19 protein-coding genes, 1 pseudogene and 1 CRISPR repeat array are annotated in these 20066 nt (G+C 45.6%); of the genes and pseudogenes, 6 read left to right on the forward strand and 14 right to left on the reverse strand.

Annotated features, from left to right (window positions below):
- Positions 1-12: 12 nt before the first annotated feature.
- The 7 genes and pseudogenes from tnpB to WH37_RS15330 form a co-directional block, all read right to left on the reverse strand.
- Positions 13-1085 (reverse strand): annotated as a pseudogene (gene tnpB / locus WH37_RS15300) (IS200/IS605 family element RNA-guided endonuclease TnpB).
- Positions 1086-1091: 6 nt separating this feature from the next.
- On the reverse strand, positions 1092-1493 hold the full coding sequence (gene tnpA / locus WH37_RS15305) for an IS200/IS605 family transposase (protein ID WP_046231474.1): 402 nt from the start codon (positions 1491-1493) through the stop codon (positions 1092-1094).
- Between the two features lie 575 nt (positions 1494-2068).
- On the reverse strand, positions 2069-3466 hold the full coding sequence (locus WH37_RS15310; protein ID WP_046231475.1) for an ABC transporter substrate-binding protein: 1398 nt from the start codon (positions 3464-3466) through the stop codon (positions 2069-2071).
- 25 nt (positions 3467-3491) lie between these two features.
- Entirely contained in the window at positions 3492-4718 is a 1227-nt protein-coding gene (locus WH37_RS15315) for an ABC transporter permease family protein (protein ID WP_046231476.1), read from the reverse strand.
- Complete coding sequence (locus WH37_RS15320) at positions 4711-5331, reverse strand: ATP-binding cassette domain-containing protein (RefSeq protein ID WP_046231477.1); 621 nt, start codon at positions 5329-5331, stop codon at positions 4711-4713. Before WH37_RS15320 ends, WH37_RS15315 begins: the two co-directional genes overlap by 8 nt.
- 19 nt (positions 5332-5350) lie before the next feature.
- Entirely contained in the window at positions 5351-6271 is a 921-nt protein-coding gene (locus WH37_RS15325; RefSeq protein WP_046231478.1) for a hypothetical protein, read from the reverse strand.
- 100 nt (positions 6272-6371) lie between these two features.
- Positions 6372-6899, reverse strand: coding sequence for a hypothetical protein (locus WH37_RS15330; RefSeq protein WP_046231479.1), 528 nt, complete (start codon positions 6897-6899; stop codon positions 6372-6374).
- Positions 6900-7265: 366 nt separating this feature from the next.
- Between WH37_RS15330 and WH37_RS15335 the strand changes: the two genes are divergently transcribed.
- Positions 7266-7595, forward strand: coding sequence for a transposase (locus WH37_RS15335; RefSeq protein WP_046231480.1), 330 nt, complete (start codon positions 7266-7268; stop codon positions 7593-7595).
- Between the two features lie 290 nt (positions 7596-7885).
- Complete coding sequence (locus WH37_RS15340; RefSeq protein WP_046231481.1) at positions 7886-8410, forward strand: DUF4825 domain-containing protein; 525 nt, start codon at positions 7886-7888, stop codon at positions 8408-8410.
- A 31-nt stretch (positions 8411-8441) separates the two neighbouring features.
- Here the strand turns inward: WH37_RS15340 and WH37_RS37260 are convergent, their stop codons facing one another.
- The 4 genes from WH37_RS37260 to WH37_RS15355 all read right to left on the reverse strand — a co-directional run bounded on the left by WH37_RS37260 (position 8442) and on the right by WH37_RS15355 (position 13183).
- Positions 8442-8585, reverse strand: coding sequence for a helix-turn-helix domain-containing protein (locus tag WH37_RS37260; protein ID WP_331458053.1), 144 nt, complete (start codon positions 8583-8585; stop codon positions 8442-8444).
- A 120-nt stretch (positions 8586-8705) separates the two neighbouring features.
- Positions 8706-10077: direct repeats of the CRISPR family, unit length 33 nt; unit sequence GTTTCAATCCACGCACTCCATACGGAGTGCGAC.
- 201 nt (positions 10078-10278) lie between these two features.
- Positions 10279-11091, reverse strand: a complete 813-nt coding sequence (locus WH37_RS15345) for an AAC(3) family N-acetyltransferase (RefSeq protein WP_046231482.1) — start codon at positions 11089-11091, stop codon at positions 10279-10281.
- A gap of 17 nt (positions 11092-11108) precedes the next feature.
- Positions 11109-11858 carry a class I SAM-dependent methyltransferase gene (locus tag WH37_RS15350; protein WP_046231483.1) on the reverse strand — a complete coding sequence of 250 codons (750 nt, stop codon included), beginning with the start codon at positions 11856-11858 and terminating at the stop codon, positions 11109-11111.
- Positions 11859-12337: 479 nt separating this feature from the next.
- Positions 12338-13183, reverse strand: coding sequence for a MurR/RpiR family transcriptional regulator (locus WH37_RS15355; RefSeq protein WP_046231484.1), 846 nt, complete (start codon positions 13181-13183; stop codon positions 12338-12340).
- A gap of 314 nt (positions 13184-13497) precedes the next feature.
- Here WH37_RS15355 and WH37_RS15360 point away from each other — a divergent pair, with 314 nt between their 5' ends.
- From WH37_RS15360 to WH37_RS15375, 4 genes are read left to right on the forward strand one after another with little or no spacing between them, the layout of a single operon-like run.
- Positions 13498-14328: a DUF8171 family membrane protein gene (locus WH37_RS15360; RefSeq protein WP_046231645.1), complete on the forward strand. Its 831-nt coding sequence runs from the start codon at positions 13498-13500 to the stop codon at positions 14326-14328.
- Positions 14325-16268 carry an ABC transporter ATP-binding protein gene (locus WH37_RS15365; RefSeq protein ID WP_063838025.1) on the forward strand — a complete coding sequence of 648 codons (1944 nt, stop codon included), beginning with the start codon at positions 14325-14327 and terminating at the stop codon, positions 16266-16268. Before WH37_RS15360 ends, WH37_RS15365 begins: the two co-directional genes overlap by 4 nt.
- Positions 16255-17082 carry an energy-coupling factor transporter transmembrane component T family protein gene (locus tag WH37_RS15370; protein ID WP_046231485.1) on the forward strand — a complete coding sequence of 276 codons (828 nt, stop codon included), beginning with the start codon at positions 16255-16257 and terminating at the stop codon, positions 17080-17082. The genes WH37_RS15365 and WH37_RS15370 overlap by 14 nt, the downstream gene beginning before the upstream one ends.
- A gap of 31 nt (positions 17083-17113) precedes the next feature.
- Positions 17114-17872 (forward strand): PHP-associated domain-containing protein, encoded by a 759-nt coding sequence (locus tag WH37_RS15375; protein ID WP_231594245.1) that lies wholly within the window; start codon positions 17114-17116, stop codon positions 17870-17872.
- A gap of 89 nt (positions 17873-17961) precedes the next feature.
- Here the strand turns inward: WH37_RS15375 and WH37_RS15380 are convergent, their stop codons facing one another.
- From WH37_RS15380 to cas7c, 3 genes are all read right to left on the reverse strand, one after another.
- Entirely contained in the window at positions 17962-18582 is a 621-nt protein-coding gene (locus WH37_RS15380) for a copper amine oxidase N-terminal domain-containing protein (RefSeq protein WP_046231486.1), read from the reverse strand.
- Positions 18563-18811 (reverse strand): stalk domain-containing protein, encoded by a 249-nt coding sequence (locus WH37_RS37070; RefSeq protein WP_046231487.1) that lies wholly within the window; start codon positions 18809-18811, stop codon positions 18563-18565. The genes WH37_RS15380 and WH37_RS37070 overlap by 20 nt, the downstream gene beginning before the upstream one ends.
- A gap of 375 nt (positions 18812-19186) precedes the next feature.
- Positions 19187-20053 (reverse strand): type I-C CRISPR-associated protein Cas7/Csd2, encoded by an 867-nt coding sequence (gene cas7c, locus WH37_RS15390; protein ID WP_046231488.1) that lies wholly within the window; start codon positions 20051-20053, stop codon positions 19187-19189.
- Between the last annotated feature and the right edge of the window lie 13 nt (positions 20054-20066).

The following is a 20066-nucleotide window of genomic DNA, read 5'->3' on the forward strand; positions in this document are numbered from 1 at the left end:
AATAGATGCCATTTACATGGCTAGTTTCAGAAGGTTTTGAGCAGCGTTTACGTCTCTATCATGATGCGAATGACAGTTTGGGCATGTCCATTCACGCAAGGCAAGATTCTTCACCTCTGCATGTTTGTAACCGCAACATGAACACAACTGACTGCTTGCATAGTTCTTCGGTGCAATTATCAATTCTCTGCCATACCATGCAGACTTGTATTCAAGCATCGAACGGAACATGCTCCAAGATCCTTCACTAATCGCTTTTGCAAGCTTGTGATTCTGCATCATGTTCTTTACACGCAAGTCTTCCATAACGATTACTTGGTTATCGTTTATCATTTTGGCAGACGTTTTGTGCAAGAAGTCTTTACGCTGATGGCTAATCTTTTCATGTAGCTTGGCCACTTTCAGCCTCGCCTTATGACGGTTATGGCTTCCCTTCTTCTTGCGCGATAAGTCCTTTTGCAACTTAGCTAATCGCTTTTCAGATTTACGCAAGTATGTAGGATTGGCTATGATTTCGCCTTGTGAAGTAATAGCAAAGTCTTTCAGTCCAAGATCAACGCCCATCTTAGTATCCAATTTGGGCAACTGGCCTATATCCGTTTCAACCAATACGGAAGCATAATAGTTTCCCGTTGGTGTTTTGGAAATCGTACATGATTTGATAAGTCCTACGAATGGACGATGCAACTTGATTTGATTCTCGTTTTTAGCTTTGGAATCTTGATAGTTCCATCTTCAATGGTAACGGTTCCATTTTGGTTATTGGTTGTGAAGCTATGGTGATTCGTCTTCTTGCTCTTGAATTTAGGAAATCCCACTTTCTTATCACGAAAGAAATGCTTATAGTCTTTTTCAAGATTCATTTGTACATTAGCTAATGCTAGGCTATCCACTTCTTTCAGCCAGTCGAATTCCTTTTTGTATGGTGCTGGTGTATTTTTGAGCATCGTTTCCGTTTGCTTGTAATGTTCAATCTTATCTGCAAGCATTCTGTTGTAGATGAAGCGAACAGAGCCGAATACTTTAGCTAAATAGGATTGTTGCTCATGGCTTGGGTAGATACGGTATTTGTAGGCTTTCAGCAATTCCGATCATCCTTTCATGCCTTGGTTTTCGATGTATGTGTTGATTACATCTATTGGCGCTCCACCCGTTGTAAGCAAGCAATAGGAACGTGACCAAAAATGCTCTTTCCAAAGTGATTTTCGGAGGATAGGAAATTCCTTCTTGATAAGCCTAGAGGATGCACTCTTATAAGCGTTGAGAAATTTGGAAATGTCGGTATTAGGATGCGTCTTCATGAGAACGTGAACATGATCCTTGTCATGATTCCATTCCTGCAAAGTCACATGGTAAGTAGGCTGAATGTATTCGAATATCTCTTTCAGACGTTCGGATATTTCATCGGTAATGACTTCCCTACGATATTTGATGACTAGAATCAGGTGATAATGGAGCAAGAACACTGAATGGTTATTTGAGTCTAATTTCATTGATTACACAACCTTTTATCATATAGGACTGAATACTATTATTATAGTATCTTAGGTTGTAAGAGTCCATGTAGATCAGACCGTTGCCATTCATCTCCCACTTTAGAAGATGGGTGAATTCTGACAACTAACGGTTAAATTTAACAGACGCCTCAAGTTTTCAATATAACTTGAGGCGTCTGTTTTACTATTCTTTTAGTAAACTCCACAATACTGTACTCTCATTTAAGTAATCATAGTGATAAGCATTGAGTAAGCTTAATTTGTTTATTTAACACCTATTTAAAGAAGCGTTTTTTCTACGAGTCCCCTTGGTCCGTGGATCGGATGCAAAAACGACGGATGGGACGATTCATGGAAACGATCCGGAATCACCCCACAAATCGTGGTCGGCGGATTGTCTTTCTTATTCTAGACAATCGTCATGTAAGAAGGAATCCACCACCCACCGAGTGGAGATCTAAATATGATTTCATAACACCCCTGAAATCACTAACGCTACCAGTCTGTCTGGATTAACCTCAGATTATTAATCTTGCAACTGTCAAGTTATAAAGCAAGAATCCCAGGTGTTGTTAAAGAATTTTCTGAAGTTTAATATTCCCTTCTATCTCCCACTCTCTCAGAGCCTGACGAACCTCTTTATCCCCGATAAGAACTTCATTTAATTTATTACGCCCGATGTCCAACACTTGATACAGGTCTGGCTTCTCATCTAACATGCGTCCGAGCTTAATCTGATAGGGGGCAGGTACTAGATTGAAGAAGGCCTCTAGGTTGTAATTCAAATTGCTCTGGGGCTTGTTTGATTTAACATAGGTGAACAAATCATTGTTATTGCTGCGCGATTTCGTATTTGCCCATTCCTTGCTATTGATAAACTTAATAAATTCCCAAGCCTCCTTTTTGTTCTGCGCATTTGCAGCTATACCCATTGCATTGCTAATTGTAATGTTCCCGCCTATGCCGGGCTGATCAGCATGGATAGGCAGGGTAACCACATCCCATTCAATCTGTTCCATTCCCTGAATTTGTGGCGCATTCAGATTCGCGTCCATTATCTGATTGACGTAATTGTACGAAGCAATTGTCATAGCCGATTGTCCCGATAGAAAGTAATCGTTAGAATAGGGATTCATACTGTCATTGCTTGCTTCGGAAGCATTTTTGTTCTCGACATCAGGCAGTGGAAGCTTTGTATGGCGAGCCAAATTAATAAAGTCCGTCCAGATCCGTTCCCAACTGTCCGTATCAACCGTCATTTTACGTTCCTTTTCGTTAAAAATCATGGTTTGAAGCGGCGACGCATAACTCAACATATCGTAAAACGCATCCGAAGAGAAACTGTTGAAAGTAAATCCATGCGATAATTTCCCTTCTCCCAGATGAAGGCGCCCTGCCAACTGAATTAAATCATCCCATGTCATTCCATCGCGAGGCAATGGAACTCCCTGTCTCTCAAAGATCGTTTTATTATAAAAGAGTGCTGTGGTTGAAAAAGTTGGTGAGAGACCATATGTATTGCCATTGCCTATCATGGACAACGTATTATTAACTGGCGCGGCTAGTTCACCCGTTTCAATCTGACTTTCTTCTATTAAGGGATCTAGATTAATCAACAGATTCTCATCAATCAGTCTCCACAAGCTTTGGTAGTCAACCAGAACAAGATCAGCTTTACTTGAATCCAATAATGTTGTCTTTAATTGCTCCAATGGACTCTGCTCCTGCTCACCATCCGTCATAACAGGGATAAATTCTATCGTGACGTTCGGATGAGTAAACTCAAAAATCTCGGCGTACTGTTGTCTAAGCCAATTGTTTTCAGACTCACCGTATGTAGTTGCGATCCGCAGCAAGACGCTGTTCGTATCATCGTTTTCGGATGGACTAGAAGTACAACCTATTAAGGTTATCATGAATACAATTATCATAATAACTGCACTTACCATGTTCTTAACTTTACGTTGCATGCTAAGGGCCTCCAGAAATTTGTACTTATTCGAATTCTTTGTTTATCTTAAGGAGCGTGAGTATATTCTTCTTTGAATATTGCCGTAGGATCCATAAAACAATTATACGATTAATTGCGAGAAGGATTAAGATTATCAGTACTATAATGGAGAACATGAATAGATACACATTTTCACCAATGAAAATAGCACTTACTACCACGATGTAAAGCGTTATCCCCACGGCAGTGAATAAGAAGATAGCGTTAATATTCCGTGAGTATATCTGATTAATTGTTGTTGGGTTGTACCCCAGTTGTTTTAAAATCCCCATATCCTTTTGCTGTACTTTGAGATAAGAATTAAACGACAATATCACATGCGAGGCCGTTATCATCAGAATTAGAAACCCTAAGGCCAATGACAATACGACCGTATTTTTCATGGACACATCAAAATTATCAAATGCTTTAAACGTATAATTTGTATTATATCCTTTATCATTGACCAGTTCTGCAATTCCTTCCACTTGAGATAATGCGTCGACGTAGACATATATCTTCCTCAAGGATTGGATACCGAACGGATTATGACTATCATATTCCTTGACGAATTGGTCCCATTGAATCAAATATGTTTTTTCGATCATTTCTTTATACGTTCTGCTGCCTATATAAATATTTTCTAATTGTTCATCGTTATAAAGGGAAAAAGGGTTTTTATCTGCTACGCCTAACTGATAGTAAATCGGATATTCGACGATCTCGCTGCTGCTCAGCCCGTCTTCATGGATTTTGACAATTGGGAGATTCAAGGTCAGCACCTGATCTAATTCCATCTTTCCGCAAGCTTTTCTTATTTCCAAGTCACAGCTTCCTAAAAATTCGCCACCCGCCTCATCGAGGCCGTAAATAAAATGGGTACCTCCCTTTGCATCTTGAATCCCGAAGTTAAACTGATACTCCTTAAAGACCTTATAACTTGTATCGGGGTGCTTTTTTTCAATCTCTTCACGAATGGTCGTTTCATCCTCGTATTTCAAAGGTTGAGCATGCATCGCATTGCCTCGCGAGGTCGTAATTTCAATGATATGCGTATTATCATTGGAGAGAAAATCTTTATCTACTTGGAGATATTGATTAATAAAATACACGGCTGAGCTCGCAATCAATACTAGAGAGAAGATGAAGAGCAAAATTGAAATGCGTAGATACGAATTTGATTTCTTAAGGATTAAACGAGATATAATGGGCGTGTTTTTAGCTTTATTCATGATATAATCTCCCGTTCTCCAGCCTCAGGTCCATCCCACCCTCTAATAGCAGGTTGCTTTCATGACTAACCACAATAATCAACTTGTTTTTAAATACATTTTCGATGGTCTTGATAATCTGTTCTTTGTTTTTTTTGTCAAGCTTCGAGGTCGGCTCGTCCATCAGAACGATATCCGGTTCCGAAATAAGAATGGACGCTAACTGGACACGTTGTTTCTCTCCGCCGGAAAGCATCGATACTTTTCTTTCTTTTAGATCGAGAATATTAAAGTTGCGCAACGTTTGCCCGATTAGCGATTCGAAATGTGAATCAGCATGGTGATTAGGCGAGAAAGAAGCGTACTTAATGAATAAATTCTCTCTGACCGTTAAATTTGAGAAGAGCATTTCATCTTGGAATAAATATCCTACATTTGAAGAGCCCTCCCCTTCTACATGGCCGCGATCCGGGTTATCGTAACCTGCTATTAAATTGAGCAACGTAGTCTTCCCGGATCCGCTTTGCCCATGAATGATATAACGGTTTGGACTATGAAATTCAAAATCGATACGATTAAGAATATCCTTATCACCGAACCGTTTGGTTAAACCCACCAATTTTAATGTCTTCATTGTCCCCTCTTATCTACAGTTATGGAATATTGATTTGCTTAATGTGTTCTTCGCAATAAACAGTAATCACTTGATCATCGACTGAAAAATCAATGACGCCTGAAGCACTTCCTATTTGTTTCTTAGACGCAATATCAATAACATCCAGCACAAGATCTGCTTGTTGGTTAGGATAGATTTGGATAAGAATTTCATGTTCATCGTCTATATAGTTCAACGTTTTTTTCTCGAATTGTATTCTATCATTAAATATCAATTCATTGCTAGAAGTTAGCAATTCTCCATTTGTACTATATAACTCCCCAGTTTCGAGATTATCCGCTTCAATCCGTGGTGCTGCTTCTAAATTGTTCAATAACAAGGAATGTAAAATGAAAGAATTTGAAGTTTCGTCATATACCGTATAGTAAAGTTTATCTTTAACTATCGTCCCGTATGACACCAGTCCCGATACATTAGGGATATCTTTCGTGCTATCTTGAATTAATTCTGCAATAGTACGTTTCGTTTCCTTCCCACTGTCATCATAATAGGAATGAATAAAAAAATAACACTCACCATTTGTTGCCAAAGGAAAAATGGCTTCGTTTTTTCTATCTTTCAGCAGTACGCTTTCCTTAACGTTATCCTTGTCGATTCTTAATATCGAGAAACCATTTGTAATGCTGTTGCCAACCGTAAAGTATGGACTGACCGTATTAAATTCATAGTAAATATAATTTGGAATATCCTGTTGCTCTTCGATGGACTTTGTCTTCTCATTATAAGTCAGTAACTTCTGAGAATATCGATTGATTAGATAAATACATTGACCCTCTTCACTGCATTTAGGCAGTTCAACATCATTCACCGCCCCACCGCCTGGCTGTACGTCACTATGACGACTACAACCTGCTATCGCGAGCTGAACAATAAGCAACATCAAGACGAATTTCTTCATTTGCCCCCCACATCGATCATGAAAGATAGTAAACGACAGGTAAAGAATCAGCCGCATAAACGGTCGATTCTTTACCTGTTACCTTCTTCAGTTTTGCGAATTAAACGCCTGCGCTAATTTCGTAATACTTAGGGTCGCTCGAAAGTTTTACTTTAGCGGTATTTGTCGTAACAATCGTTCCACTTCTATAGTCGACGCTCGGTCCGATAACGATGTTTGAACGCCAATCCGACGATTTGGTTCCATTGGAATTCTCCCAGTACTTCAGAACCGTTGTCGTACTCGCCCATGAGGAACCTCCCCCAGCGCTTGCGCCGTCAGCGGAAACGCCCATGGAAATTTGTGCAGAGTTTCTCAACGAGGCTGTGCTACTCCAGGAAGTCCTAATGGACGATACAGTTTTGGTACCGCTATAAACAGCAGACACCTGCCAGTCCCATTGAAGCGTATTTCCGGAGGATGTCGCGGTCGTAGCTCTCCAAACATTAGAGGTTAAAGTGCCTTGATTGGATGGGATGGTCAGTTCTTTTGCTTGGGCACTGGCAAATGAAATTCCGGCAAACAAAGAAAGACTTAAAATAGGAACAGATAAAAGAGTTGCACAGGTTTTCTTAAGATTAAATGTCATTGCTTAACCTCCATATGAAAATAAGTTTTTATTTGAAAGCTGGCCAGCTTTTCAAAACACTATTCGCCCATATCTTCCATATTTATCTAACACATAGAATACTAGCATATAAATTCCATTTTGATAATATACCTTACAAGTTTATCAAAATATTGTCACTATTTAGGTTTTCTCATTGACGAGGGAGATTTTCTGTTTGTAAATAAGGGTTTCAGTGAGACACTCTTAACGTCCACGATCACCGCGGCAGCCAGACGATCTGGGCAATGTCGTTCACGACTGCTTACTCGCCTATTGTAAGTCGTACTACCACTACTCTCACGTGCTATGAAACACTCACTTGTTGCGTGAGTGTCAGGGGCATACATGGTCCTCTCAAATCCTAGAACTTACTGCAAGAGAGTTTGGCGCCTTGCAAGAGCCTCTAGGGAAGAGAAATTAGCTATCCTAAGGGATGTCCTCGAGGCCAGTTGCGACCTTTATGATGATATTCTGGTAGAAGGGCAACTCGATTGGGAAAATGACTCTACCCTGCATCTAGTACAGGAAGAGGTAGAAAAAAGAAAGAAGAGTAAGACAGCAAATCTGGGGGCGCGTATGACGTTACATAAAAAAGCCACCCTCCAGTTTCTTGAGGATGACTATATTCTGTTTGATAATAATCAGGCAGAACGCGTCTTTGCATGGTTAAAATGAAACAAAAACTCTCTTGATCCTTTCGCACGATGTCCGTCCCAAATTCTTTGCAGGATGAAAAAGTATCATTTCCACGCTTATAAAACAACAGCGGTCTGTGCTGTCCTCCTTAACTTCAGCGCTAAGCGGTCAGCTTTCATAAAACCCATGCTTGCTTTTAAGTCATAATACTTTTTTCAAACGTTCTCAAGTTAAAAAGATTATGGGGAACCAACTTGAACTTTTCTTAAAACCTATGGTATGGTTAATTCGTTAAAATGTGGAAACCAATCGAAATAGCGAGGTGAATCATGAAGTTTTTTTGGAAGGATTGTAAATTCCTTGTGATTATGATGTTAATGACGCTTACGTTGGTCGCATGCAATTCAACTAACAAGATTCCGGATTCTGGTGAGGATTTATTTAAGTTTAAGAATACACTTATTGGCAGTAACAGTGCTGTCGGACAAATTGTTCATCAGTTGCCTGCAAACGATAAATTAAACAAGATGATGCTTGAAACTGACCAAGAGCCGTATGGCCTTTCCTTAAATTATAAAAATGTCAATAATTCACTCTCCCTTGACGATTTGGAGCATACGATTGTCTATAATGCCTCTTTTATTTTCGCCCTGATTCCAAATGTAGACCGAATCACGTTTACTGTGGAGGAAAAGACATATGTTATCCACCGTGAGTTTCTCCAGGAATGGTACGATGGTCACGTTCTTGAGGAATTTGAATCTACAGATGATTTAAAGGAATTTATCGGGAAATATATCTCAAACAAACAAAAAATGGATCAGCTATTTAAAGTAGTAGCAAACCGGCAATAACTACTCTAAGTTTATACTTATCTTGCTCCAACTAACTTAATGTGCCTTGGGATATACCAACCATGTTAGCAAACTCAACTTGACTGAGTTTGTTTGATTTTCTGATTGTACGAATACGTTCCCAATTGTTGAGATCAACAGTTGCCCCCTGAATACAGAAAAGTCCCGATTTAATCCATCGGGACTTTTCTAGTTGAGTATAGTGCTAATTACTACGGCAACCTTTTTATTACTTAATACACAGCTTTAATACCATTAGCACACAACTTTTTAGTCAGGAGCAGCAGCAAAAGCAGTTTCAATCCACGCACTCCATACGGAGTGCGACGCTCCCGAACGACTTGTCGCGCTACTGGACGCTGTGTTTCAATCCACGCACTCCATACGGAGTGCGACTATAGGTCGCTCAAATGAGCGGCTTTTTATTTTGTTTCAATCCACGCACTCCATACGGAGTGCGACCCCTTTATCATGCTGGCGCAACTGAGTCGTGACGGGTTTCAATCCACGCACTCCATACGGAGTGCGACGCCCCTGTTTTGCCTTATCCCCAAGCCGTCGTAAGTTTCAATCCACGCACTCCATACGGAGTGCGACCCCCTCCTTTTGGTAGTAATCATATAGCCAACAGCGTTTCAATCCACGCACTCCATACGGAGTGCGACCAGAACGGCGCTTTCATCAGCATCCAGTCTGGCGGTTTCAATCCACGCACTCCATACGGAGTGCGACGCGCGGGCGCCACAGACCGCATAGTCGCTTATGTGTTTCAATCCACGCACTCCATACGGAGTGCGACTAAAGCTCGTCAATCGCTTTGGCCTTGTCTATCGTTTCAATCCACGCACTCCATACGGAGTGCGACGTTCCAGCGGTGGTTTCTTTTTGTTCGCTCATTCGTTTCAATCCACGCACTCCATACGGAGTGCGACAATAAGTTAATAGATGCGGAGGGTTACACAGAGGTTTCAATCCACGCACTCCATACGGAGTGCGACGTAGTAGCTATTCTTATAGATTTCGCACATGAGACGTTTCAATCCACGCACTCCATACGGAGTGCGACTCACATGCTTGGAACAATGTCATATCGGTAGAGAGGTTTCAATCCACGCACTCCATACGGAGTGCGACCACGGGAGACGCACGGGTGACCCATCGACTCGTTGTTTCAATCCACGCACTCCATACGGAGTGCGACTCAAAAAGGAATAGGTGGTACCGCGTAAAAGGTGTTTCAATCCACGCACTCCATACGGAGTGCGACTAGCAAGATAACTAGACTAGGAGAGAGGCCGATGTTTCAATCCACGCACTCCATACGGAGTGCGACGGTTAAAGGCTTTGAGTGGAGATTATTACAAAGGGTTTCAATCCACGCACTCCATACGGAGTGCGACGTCGACCAGCATAACGGCACCTCCGGATTACTGGTTTCAATCCACGCACTCCATACGGAGTGCGACAATCTCGCAACTGCGGGCGGTCTCGGACTACAAGTTTCAATCCACGCACTCCATACGGAGTGCGACGTTAAGGCTGCGTCGTCAATATTCAAGGCAGGCGCGTTTCAATCCACGCACTCCATACGGAGTGCGACGGGCAGAGTTTAAAAATCGAGTGGCAGCAAAGTTGTTTCAATCCACGCACTCCATACGGAGTGCGACAGCGAAAATATATGCAATTGATTCCATCATGGCATCAATTGCATATATTTTCAAGATCATCCATACGAACAAAGTCTAAATAAAATATTGACTTTTCCCCAAGCCCTTGATTTTCGTCATGATTCGACAAATTTTGAGGTGCGAATCCCCTAGGGTTTTTATGTGAGCTTCACATTCGCACCTGTATCGGCATAAAATTTTTCACTCCATCGAACGATGGATCATCAGCCACTGCTTGGCAAAATCGACCGCCTCTTTCAAATCAAAAAGCCGGGACTCGGCGCTGCCTACCGCACCTTTTTGCACAGAGCCTTCATGGTCGTAGCACTGCCCAATCCGGGCAAAATCTTCCGAGTCATAAGCGAAATCCGTGAACCATTTCCATACTCGCTCGTCCCCTTCATAAATAGCTGTTCCCAGCTGTTTAGTCGGCAGACGCTCACTCATCGCTTCAGCGAGATGAAAGCTTGTACAGGATTCATAACCCGTCCCCAGCATCAGCACCTTGGCGCCCAAGCCGTACAGCTTCCCGAGTGGCGACGCCATGCCGAATTGCGGGCTTAGCATATGCTCGGACGTAATAAGCTCCGCATACTTCCCATTTGCGCAAAAAGAAACCTGAGGATGCGCTGAGCGCACCGTCGCCGGAAACGTGCGGAACAGTTCGGCAATACGCCCCATTCCCCGCGTAGGCGACAAAGCCGGATCGAAAGCCGGAAGCTCCCGATAAATCGTCTCATACCATTCCTCTGGAACCGGAGGATTCCCCCATTCGGCGGGGTCGCTCCAATCTCCGCTTTGCGCAGGCATAATTAACGTGCCTTCGTCCCCGACTGCCTGCATGAGCGCCTGCACCATAGCCTGCGGCCCGCCGCATACCCAGCCCAAGCGCGACAAGGAGGCGTGCACCAGCACGGAATCGCCCTCTCGAACGCCTAATCTTCGCAAATCCTGAACGATGTTATTTATCGTAATCGGCCTTTTCTGACTGTTAATCAACTGCTGTTCTCTCACATTTGTTCCCCCTGCTTCTACCTTTGTGCCTTGATCATAAACCGCTCTGCATTCGTCGCGATGCCTCTTTCCGACTTATGGTCCTTGATGAAGGCTTCTAATCGCCCAAAATCTTCCGGCTGCTGCCCAAAATTCGGAATAATCGGCGTATGCTTGAGCAGAAAAATTAAATCCTCCGCCGTCTCATAAAATTCCGTGACGTTCCACTCCATCGCCTCAATCTGCGTAAAGCCAGCTTCCGTTAGCTCCGCTATATACCGCTCCTTGAGTGAGCCTGGCTTCTCCCCGTAGGCTTGCCCTCTTCCAAACGCCTGCTTGAGATTAAGCTTATCATTCTCGCTCACTTGCTGCGTCAGGAATAAGCCGCCATGCTCCAGCACACGGGCTGCCTCCTGCGCATTGAAGGCCGAATGCCTGCAGGTAACGATTTGAAAGAAGCGGCCTGGAAAATCCAGCTTGTCCGCATTCATTTGCAGCACGCGAACGTTGCTCCGCCCGGCTTTCGTTATATTTTTCATTGCGGTATCGACCATGCCTGTAGATAAATCAATGCCCACCAGCAGCAGGGCACAGTCTGCAATCGATAAAATAGCCTCCCCGCCGCCCGTGCCAATATCGAGCATAAGATCGGATTTTCGGCTAAGCTTGACGACCTCCTGATACAAGTCCCACTTCGCTTCCTCAGAAGTACACTTCAGCCTGCTGAAATCCCAGCCATTGCTTGCTCCAACCTCATTATAAAAAGCCTCGTAGTCAATTTGATTCATTATGATTCAGCCTTTCCTTAAAAATCCACATTAACCCATGTGTGCATAAGTGTCTAAAAGACAGCTTCTTTGTAAATTGTAACATTTTAGGGGGCGTTTTCGTAATAAAGAGTATATAAAATGCTGCTGCACGCTCGGGCAAGCTAATCCTTGTATCGGGGGAAATTACAATAAGAAACGAAAAATTAGTCATTGTGCTGTCGCTGTTTTTAATTTTTGTCGGTTCAGCCGCCATTCTTTTTGGCTATTGGGAAGCTTTGCAGCCGAGAACAGGCCCTGTTGGAAACGGAACCACCTTGCCAACCTTACTTCAATTACTCCCCTCTATTCTAGCTATCGTGACGGGTATTCTGAATCTAGCCCATATCGTCTATCGCCTCAGAAAGGCCACTTATAAGAACAAAGATAATCCAGAGAATACAGATAAAAACTCCTCGTAGAAAAATGTTCCTTTATAGACGAGCAGCTTGCTTGTCCCCCTACTTTGGAAGCTGCGCAGCATAGCGCTTGCGCAGCGCATGGAGCCGATCCAGCTGATTAAGCGCCTGCTGGCCGCGCCGCTTCGTAACGGCTACCGTCAAAGCATCCACCAACGCCACCGGAGCAGCCATTGAATGAAAGCCCTCCAGCGCTCCCCGATCCAATTGCAGCACGATATCACTTTGCTCCAGCATATCCGAGACGAGCAAATCCGTGACCAGCACCGTCCGGTAGCCCGCCGTCTTGCCCTGCTCCAAAATAACCGTCAGCTCCGGCGACCGCCGGACAAAACCAAACATCAGCACGACATCCTCTTCCCCGGCATGGGACAACGTTTCAAACAGCTCGCTGCCGCTCACCTCCATCGCCACCACCTGTACGCCGATCCGATTCAGGCGGAATTGCAGAAGCGCGACGAGACAGACCGCCGCCCCTGAGCCAAAAATATAGACTTTACGCGCAGCGTGAATCGCCTCCACCGTCTGATGAAACGCTTCCCGCTCCACCCGCTGCTTCGTGACCGCTACATTATTTGCGGCTATGTCCAATATTTCACCTACAACATCGGCCGCTTCCGAATCGACCTTATTTAAAATCTGCTTCATTTTATGAGCAGGGGTAGCATGTTCATTTTGCAGCAAATGCTTCTTAAAGGCTTTCAAATTTGCAAAACCAATCGTAGCCCAAAATCGCGACACTGTCGCCGTACTGACCCCAACCGCCTGCGCAATGTCCTCCTCGGTGCAATAGGGAATTTGCGCAAGCGCGCCCGCTACATAATTGGCTATCGCCTGCTGGCTTTTTGACATTTTATCCAGATCCATTTTTATATTAATCGGTACCATGATGTGTCCTCCCTATGCCTGTACGCTCCTGTGCTTGTGCATGTGCCTCAAAAGCAGCCTTTCATCAGCAGTATAGCATTTGCTGCAATTTTATGAAAGTTTTTTATCATAAAATATGATATGAAAATTATTTTACACAAACGAAATAATTCGATGATGATGCGTTAACAGTTCCTCTATATATTGAAAAAGAATTCGCTGCTGCACGGAGGCTGCTGATGCGAATTTCGCCTCAATCCCATTTTGCTTAGGAGGAATTTAACGTGACATCCGCGCTTAAACGCCGTTACGAATTGACGCAATCCCAGAAGCTTATGGTGTTCATACTGGCTATGTCGCTATACGGCATTTCCAATATGTTCTCCGAGCTTATCCCCGAGCTCAAGCTTGGGCCGATTGAAATCAAGGTCGAATATTTTGCATTTATTCCGCTCACTTTATGTATTCTGTTCAACCCGCTATACGCCGCGCTTGGCGCGTCCTTCGGCGAGATTATTTTCGGAGAGCTGCTGCTCGGGCAATTTGGCGGACTCGGCGAGCTGGAGAAATTCATTGAGTTCTCGCTTGCTATGTATATTGCCGGACTACTCGTGAGTGATCCCCGCAATCGCAAGCAGCTTGCTCTAGCATCCTTCGTTGCAGTAGGCATTGACCAGATGCTTGGTACGATTGTCGATGTCGGCAAAGTGTGGCTTGGAATTGAGGAATTTGAAGCGGTGCCGGGACTTCCGGAAAGCATTTTGCTCATTGAGGGCCTCAGCTTCCTGAACGCTATGGTCATTACCGGCATCTTCTTGTCCCTGCTGCCGACACTGTTTCTCGTCCCAAGGCTCTATGGCAAAATCGAGCCCCTGCTTGGCATGAAGCCGCGCGACAGCCGGGTTCCGCTCTCTCTTGGACAGCTGATGACGCCGCGCTTGCTCATTACGGGCATCTGCTTTTTCTTCCTTGCGGTCGTCGCCGAATTTCTGGCCGAGTCGGATATTAACTTCGCCGTCTGGGAGCCGGAATTTATTGAGCAATATGGCAGCGGCTATATGTGGGTGAGTATCGGCGCCGCAACGCTTGTGCTGCTCGTCACCGTTGCATTCGCGATGCGATCCAAAGCGAAAGCCGCTCAGAAGCCGGGGGATATGAAGCTTTGAGCAGCCTACAGCATGCTGCCGCCGCAACGATGACCTCACGAGCTGCTGACTCGTCGGCTCCAACTCCTATCATAGAAATGAACGACGTTAGCTTTCAATATCCAGGTGCCGAGGGAATGGCTTTGCAGGAAATAAGGCTGACGGTTCAGCCTGGCGAATTTATCGCTATCGCAGGGACGAATGGGAGTGGCAAATCGACGCTCTGCAAATGTTTGAACGGTCTTATTCCTAATTATTATGTTGGCGATTTAAGCGGTTCGATACAGGTAGCTGGCATGGACGCATCAAATGAAACGGTTTCCTCCCTTTCGCGCAAGGTGACTTACGTATTTCAGGATTTTGAAAATCAGCTCGTGCGTCCGACTGTGTACGATGAAGCCTGCTTCGCTCCGCTTAATTATGGCTATGCGGACTATCGCCAGCGCGGCGAAAGAGCGCTCGCCATGCTCGGTCTTGAGCCTTTGCGCGATCAGTGGATTTGGCAGCTTAGCGGCGGGCAGAAGCATATGACTGCGCTGGCAGGCGCGCTCGCCCTTGATCCCGATGTGATTATCGTGGACGAGCCTGTCGCCCAACTTGACCCTTATCACGCCAAGCTTATTTACGACAAGCTCGCCATGCTCAACAAGCAATACGGCAAAACCATTATCGTCATTGAGCATCATACCGAATTTATTGCTGATTATTGCGATAAAGTGGTTTTGATGGATAGCGGCACCATCCGCTGGATCAAGCCTGTACAGGAGGCGCTGTCCTGCGTCGATGAATTGGCAGCGCTGAATATTTTGCCGCCACAGGTTACCTTGGCTGTGCGAAATTGGGAAGCACGGCGCGGGCAACTGGCTGCAGCGACAGCAAGACAGCTATATCCGATTACGCTGGCGGAGGCTGCGGTTTATTTTCAAAAGGATATGGAAGCAGTTGATGCTCGCCAAAAGGGTTATCAGCCGCAAGCCGCTTTACCGTCCACTGAGCAGGCCGAGACTATATCAGGGCGGGAATCGCAAGCGCTCAGCCTTTTCGCCAATCCGGTTCCAGCGCTGGCAAAGGCTTCGGATGCGGCGTCACCGCAAGAGTTGATTCGCTTCGCGAATGTGTCCTACGGCTACAAAACGATAACGCGAGCGCTGCATCCTGTTATTCGCGATCTGAATCTTTCGATCTACGAGGGGGAGCGAATTGCGCTCGTCGGCAACAATGGCGCGGGCAAATCGACACTGCTCAAGCTTATTTCCGGCATTCGCCGTCCGAACAAGGGTGAGCTTACCGTTTGCGGCCGCTTAACGAAGCGCCATTCGCCCGAGCAGCTGTCTGAATTCGTCTCCTTCATCTATCAGCATCCGGAGGAAATGTTTATTGAGGATTCGGTGCGCAAGGATGTGGAGTTTTTCCCGAAAGCCCGAAAGAAAGAGGGATATTCTGCTTTTGTCGATGAAGTGCTGGAACGGCTGCGGCTCACCAAGCTTCAGGACCGTGATGGCAGATTGTTAAGCGGTGGGCAGCAAAGGCGGGCTACCCTTGCGATTGGCCTCGCGATGCGTCCTACGGTGATGCTGCTCGATGAGCCGACGGCAAGTCTCGATGCATCAAGCCGGCGCGAAATGACGGCGATGCTGGCCGAGCTTCAGGATCAGGTCAAAGCGACACTGATCGCCACCCATGATATGCAGCTCGTTGCCGAATGGGCGAATCGCGTCATCGTGATGCACAACGGCCGGGTGCTGCTGGATACGGATACGCGTTCCTTGTTCCGCGAGCTTCACGTATTGGAGCAGGCCGGACTGATTCCGCCGCAAATTACGCTGCTCAGCGATCGGCTTGGCCTAGAGCCGCCGTGCCTATCCGTTGACGAATTGCAAAGCCGCCTGACTGGAGCCGCTTTTGTGGACACAGCGGAGCAACTGCCTAGAGAGGAGGTCATCACGAGTGGAAGCCATTAAACAAAATTTGATCGACAAGCTCAGCGTCGAGCAAATCAAAATCGAGCTGATGCGCACCGCCTTCGGCCGCCAATCTACTTTTTTATCGCGCTTCGATCCGCGGATTCTCATTATCTGGTATTCTTTTTTCGCTATAGCGCCCTGGTTCATTCATAACAAAATCATATTGCTGGGCCTGCTCGTGCCGATTATCGTGCTCACCTTATCCTCCAAGGTCAGTCCGCTCGTCCTTATCATTATGGGCGTCGGGCTCGTCAGTGAAATAAGCTACATTTTGCTCGGTTCGCTTCTGTTCGGCGGAAGTCTCGCCAGCTTCTGGCCCCTAATGACACTTACGCTGAAAATATTGCTCATTTCACTCGCCAGCATTGCTGTATTCTCCAGCATGGACCCCGAGAAGCTGAGCGACGCGCTGCTCAGCCTGGGCATGCCGGCGCAGTTCAGCTTCGGCGTATCCTATGGCTACCGAATGCTGCCGATTCTGATCGAGGAATATCACAACATTATTCATTCCTTCCGCCTCCGCGGACGCTCGCCGCAGCGAAAAGGGATTTTCGGCTGGCGCTCCCTCGTCTACTTGGCGGCGATTAGCGTCCGGGCCTTTTATCCCCTGATACTGAATACGGCGAAGCGCACCCGCACAACGGTTGAAGCGCTGGAGGTGCGCGGCTTTACTTATTCTCTAGTCAGCCCTGATGCTAAGAAGCTGAAGCTCGCCTATTTGCGCATTCGTCCGCTGGACTTTGTATTTCTCGGCTGCTCCCTCTGCTATATGATTGCACTAGCGGTAGCAGGGCAGCATTTTTCTTTATAATATCGACTATTGAAATGGAGACCTCAGCTATATGATGAATCTTGATTTGCACACCCACGGCAAGCTATCGAAAAAAACACATTTTTCGCTCGACTATTTCGCCGCGATGACGGCTGAAGCGATTGAAAATGGTCTAAACGCCATTGCGTTGACCGAGCATTTTAACACGCTGAATTATACGGATATGCTGGACCAGCTTGACGCAGCCTTCGCCTATCAGGACGATTATTATGACGTGGATGGCTTGAAGGTGTTCACGGGGATGGAGGTAGATGTCGCGGAGCGCGGGCATATTTTAATTATCGGGAATCGCTTGTACCTGCGCGATTTGCGCCAGCAATTGGAGCCTTATTCGGAAAAAGGAAGCTTTATCCCATTTTCCGAGCTGATGGATCGTACGGAGGATGCTCCCGTGCTGCGGATTGGCGCACATCCGATGCGGGAAAGCAACCCTCTGACGCAGTATGCGGCTGAGCAGCTCCTGCGCCTTCATGCCTTAGACATTAATGCGAAGGATTTGTATCAATATGGCCCCGGCATGGCCGATCAGGTTCGCCAGCTTGCCGCTGAAATCGGCTTGCCCGCCTGCGCAGGCAGCGACTCCCATCAGCCGCTCCAGTTCGGCAGCGTATGGAATGTGCTGGAGCGGGAATGCCGCACCGCCGCCGAGCTGCGCGAAGAGCTGCAAAGCGGGCGCTACTCCGCGGAAATCTCCCCTTGCCTCAGCGTCAAGGTGAAAGCTGCACAGATGATGAAGGAGCTTTTGAAGAAAACGATGACAGTGGAATAAGTAGAGGATGTCATTTGGAAATAGGCTGCTTCCGCGTTGATGATAAGACGCGGAAACAGCCTATTTTTTCAATCTAAATGAAGGCTCTCTTAGTAACCCAAATTAGGAATCGATCGAGAAGCAAAGCTTACCTTATCAACCTTCCAAACCCCATCGGTATATACAAAATGGGATATTCGGTCCGTCACGTAAGTGTCCTCTCCAGTCATTCCATTGCCTAGCAGAAGGGATTGCATAACACTAGCCTTCGGCTTGCTTGTATAGTAAACCGCTGCTATCGGAGCTTCAAACTGCCCAGTATCCTGCAATCCTTTATTTTTGATAATCGATTGAATGAGACTATTCGTAAAATAAGGCTTGAAATGCGTATTGATATTTTTGATGGAAGAGATAGTATCTACTTCGTTTAATTTGTCGGATAGAAGCTTCAAGCTTGCAACAGTAAGCTTCTGAGAGGACGGAATTTCGAAGGCTGGCTGCTCCATACTCACTTTGACCCGCTTGTCATTGAGTGTAATGGTCGCTTGCTTGGACAAATGATCCCATGTGATGCTCGCTCCCAGCGATTGGCTGATAAACCGCAGCGGAACATAGGTCGAGCCTTCGATAATCTGCGCTGGGGAATCGAGATCCATATATTCATTCTGTTCGATACTCGGATCAAGCGATGGACTGAAAGCTACCGCTCTTTTAAAGTTGACGGGCAGCACGATTCTGGAATCCCCTTTTTTTGAACCATACTGATTTGCTCCCGTTCGACCAGTTCATTGCCACTCCCAAGTTTTGAAATACGACACGCAAAGGAACGAGCACCCGATTGTTCAACAATTGACCGCTAGTAACCGCCACCTCTTGCACGGCAGCAGAACTCGAAGCAGGCAATGAAGGTAAAATTAGTAGTGCAGTTGCCAGTAGTGTTAATGTCAGCTTTTTAAACATCACAACCTCCTGGTTTCAAAATTTTTCGATTTATGTACTCTGTATGGAATACCCAGTTGTATAGGAATAAACGGAAAATAGATAATTAATGTTTCGATTTAGGTGGTCTGTGGGGAGTACGAATTTGCTGATTCGTGACTCCCGATCAAATGAGTTAACCATAATGGACGTTTCAATCCACGCACTCCATACGGAGTGCGACTTGACGGAATTTCGTAGCATCTACAATACACTCGTTTCAATCCGCGCACTCCATACGGAGTACGACAGCATAAGTAATTGATCCCATCACGGCATCAACCATCCCATTTTCCAATAAATATAATACCAATAAAATCCATAAAAAACCTTTTATTACTCAATCTTGATAAGTCCCTATAGTCCTTCATACTCGCGGACTTCCAGCCTTTCAAGCGGCTGAATGCCCCATGTGTAATCGGCTATTGATGCCGCTTCCGCTACCCCTTCTTTCAAACCAATCTGTAAGGAGCGATGCACCTTCGCCGAGGAATATTGCCCCAACTTAGACTGATGCTCCCACCAGTAAAGTTGATGAACCTCCATGCTGCCGTCTGGGCGCGCAGAGGAAGTATCATTTTCAAAAAGAGAAATAAGAGCTTGCTTAATCTTCTCCGCATCGTCCCTCGTAAAGCCCGTTTTCTCCGCCAATTGCGTATTAATGCTGCCATAGAACACATATACGCCAAAATCGACTCTATGCTTCATTCCCATCGTGTCCGAGCTTTTCTTGCTCGGGTCCTTCTGTGTGACCGCATTGACACTCTTTGTAATTTGCATGCTAGAAATCGAAATGGGATCAACACTAACTGCTGTATGAATGGATACTGGCCCGCGAATACCAACAGATACATCCGTTCCGCTAAAAGCAAATACCTGTCCAAAGCTCCGAACATCAATCCATGCATTGCAAGCTGCCTGTGCATAAAGCTCATTATTTTGTTTTTTTCCCTTAGCATATTCTTGAATGTCCGCATTCGCATCTACCCGATCCTTGATACTGCGATAACCGTCATCGCGACGCTCATCAGACTGAACAAGAATGGATTCACCCATGTCTTGCAGTCTGTTACGGATTTTGCGTTTCAGGCACACATCGGAAATCTCGCCTTTGCCTTCATAATTTTGTCTCGGGCGATTGCCGTTCAGCGGATCACCGTTTGGGTTGGCATTGCGAACAGATAAAACAACGGCAAAATCAATTTTATGATCAAGTATGCTCATTTAAATTTCTCCC

The organism is Paenibacillus algorifonticola (assembly GCF_000971975.1).
Lineage (GTDB): Bacteria > Bacillota > Bacilli > Paenibacillales > Paenibacillaceae > Pristimantibacillus > Pristimantibacillus algorifonticola.

Coding starts and splice junctions, on each gene's coding strand:
- tnpA (WP_046231474.1), bottom strand. CDS start 1,493: ATGAAATTAGACTCAAATAACCATTCAGTGTTCTTGCTCCATTATCAC.
- WH37_RS15310 (WP_046231475.1), bottom strand. CDS start 3,466: ATGCAACGTAAAGTTAAGAACATGGTAAGTGCAGTTATTATGATAATT.
- WH37_RS15315 (WP_046231476.1), bottom strand. CDS start 4,718: ATGAATAAAGCTAAAAACACGCCCATTATATCTCGTTTAATCCTTAAG.
- WH37_RS15320 (WP_046231477.1), bottom strand. CDS start 5,331: ATGAAGACATTAAAATTGGTGGGTTTAACCAAACGGTTCGGTGATAAG.
- WH37_RS15325 (WP_046231478.1), bottom strand. CDS start 6,271: ATGAAGAAATTCGTCTTGATGTTGCTTATTGTTCAGCTCGCGATAGCA.
- WH37_RS15330 (WP_046231479.1), bottom strand. CDS start 6,899: ATGACATTTAATCTTAAGAAAACCTGTGCAACTCTTTTATCTGTTCCT.
- WH37_RS15335 (WP_046231480.1), top strand. CDS start 7,266: ATGGTCCTCTCAAATCCTAGAACTTACTGCAAGAGAGTTTGGCGCCTT.
- WH37_RS15340 (WP_046231481.1), top strand. CDS start 7,886: ATGAAGTTTTTTTGGAAGGATTGTAAATTCCTTGTGATTATGATGTTA.
- WH37_RS15350 (WP_046231483.1), bottom strand. CDS start 11,858: ATGAATCAAATTGACTACGAGGCTTTTTATAATGAGGTTGGAGCAAGC.
- WH37_RS15355 (WP_046231484.1), bottom strand. CDS start 13,183: ATGGTACCGATTAATATAAAAATGGATCTGGATAAAATGTCAAAAAGC.
- WH37_RS15360 (WP_046231645.1), top strand. CDS start 13,498: ATGGTGTTCATACTGGCTATGTCGCTATACGGCATTTCCAATATGTTC.
- WH37_RS15375 (WP_231594245.1), top strand. CDS start 17,114: ATGATGAATCTTGATTTGCACACCCACGGCAAGCTATCGAAAAAAACA.
- WH37_RS37070 (WP_046231487.1), bottom strand. CDS start 18,811: ATGTTTAAAAAGCTGACATTAACACTACTGGCAACTGCACTACTAATT.
- cas7c (WP_046231488.1), bottom strand. CDS start 20,053: ATGAGCATACTTGATCATAAAATTGATTTTGCCGTTGTTTTATCTGTT.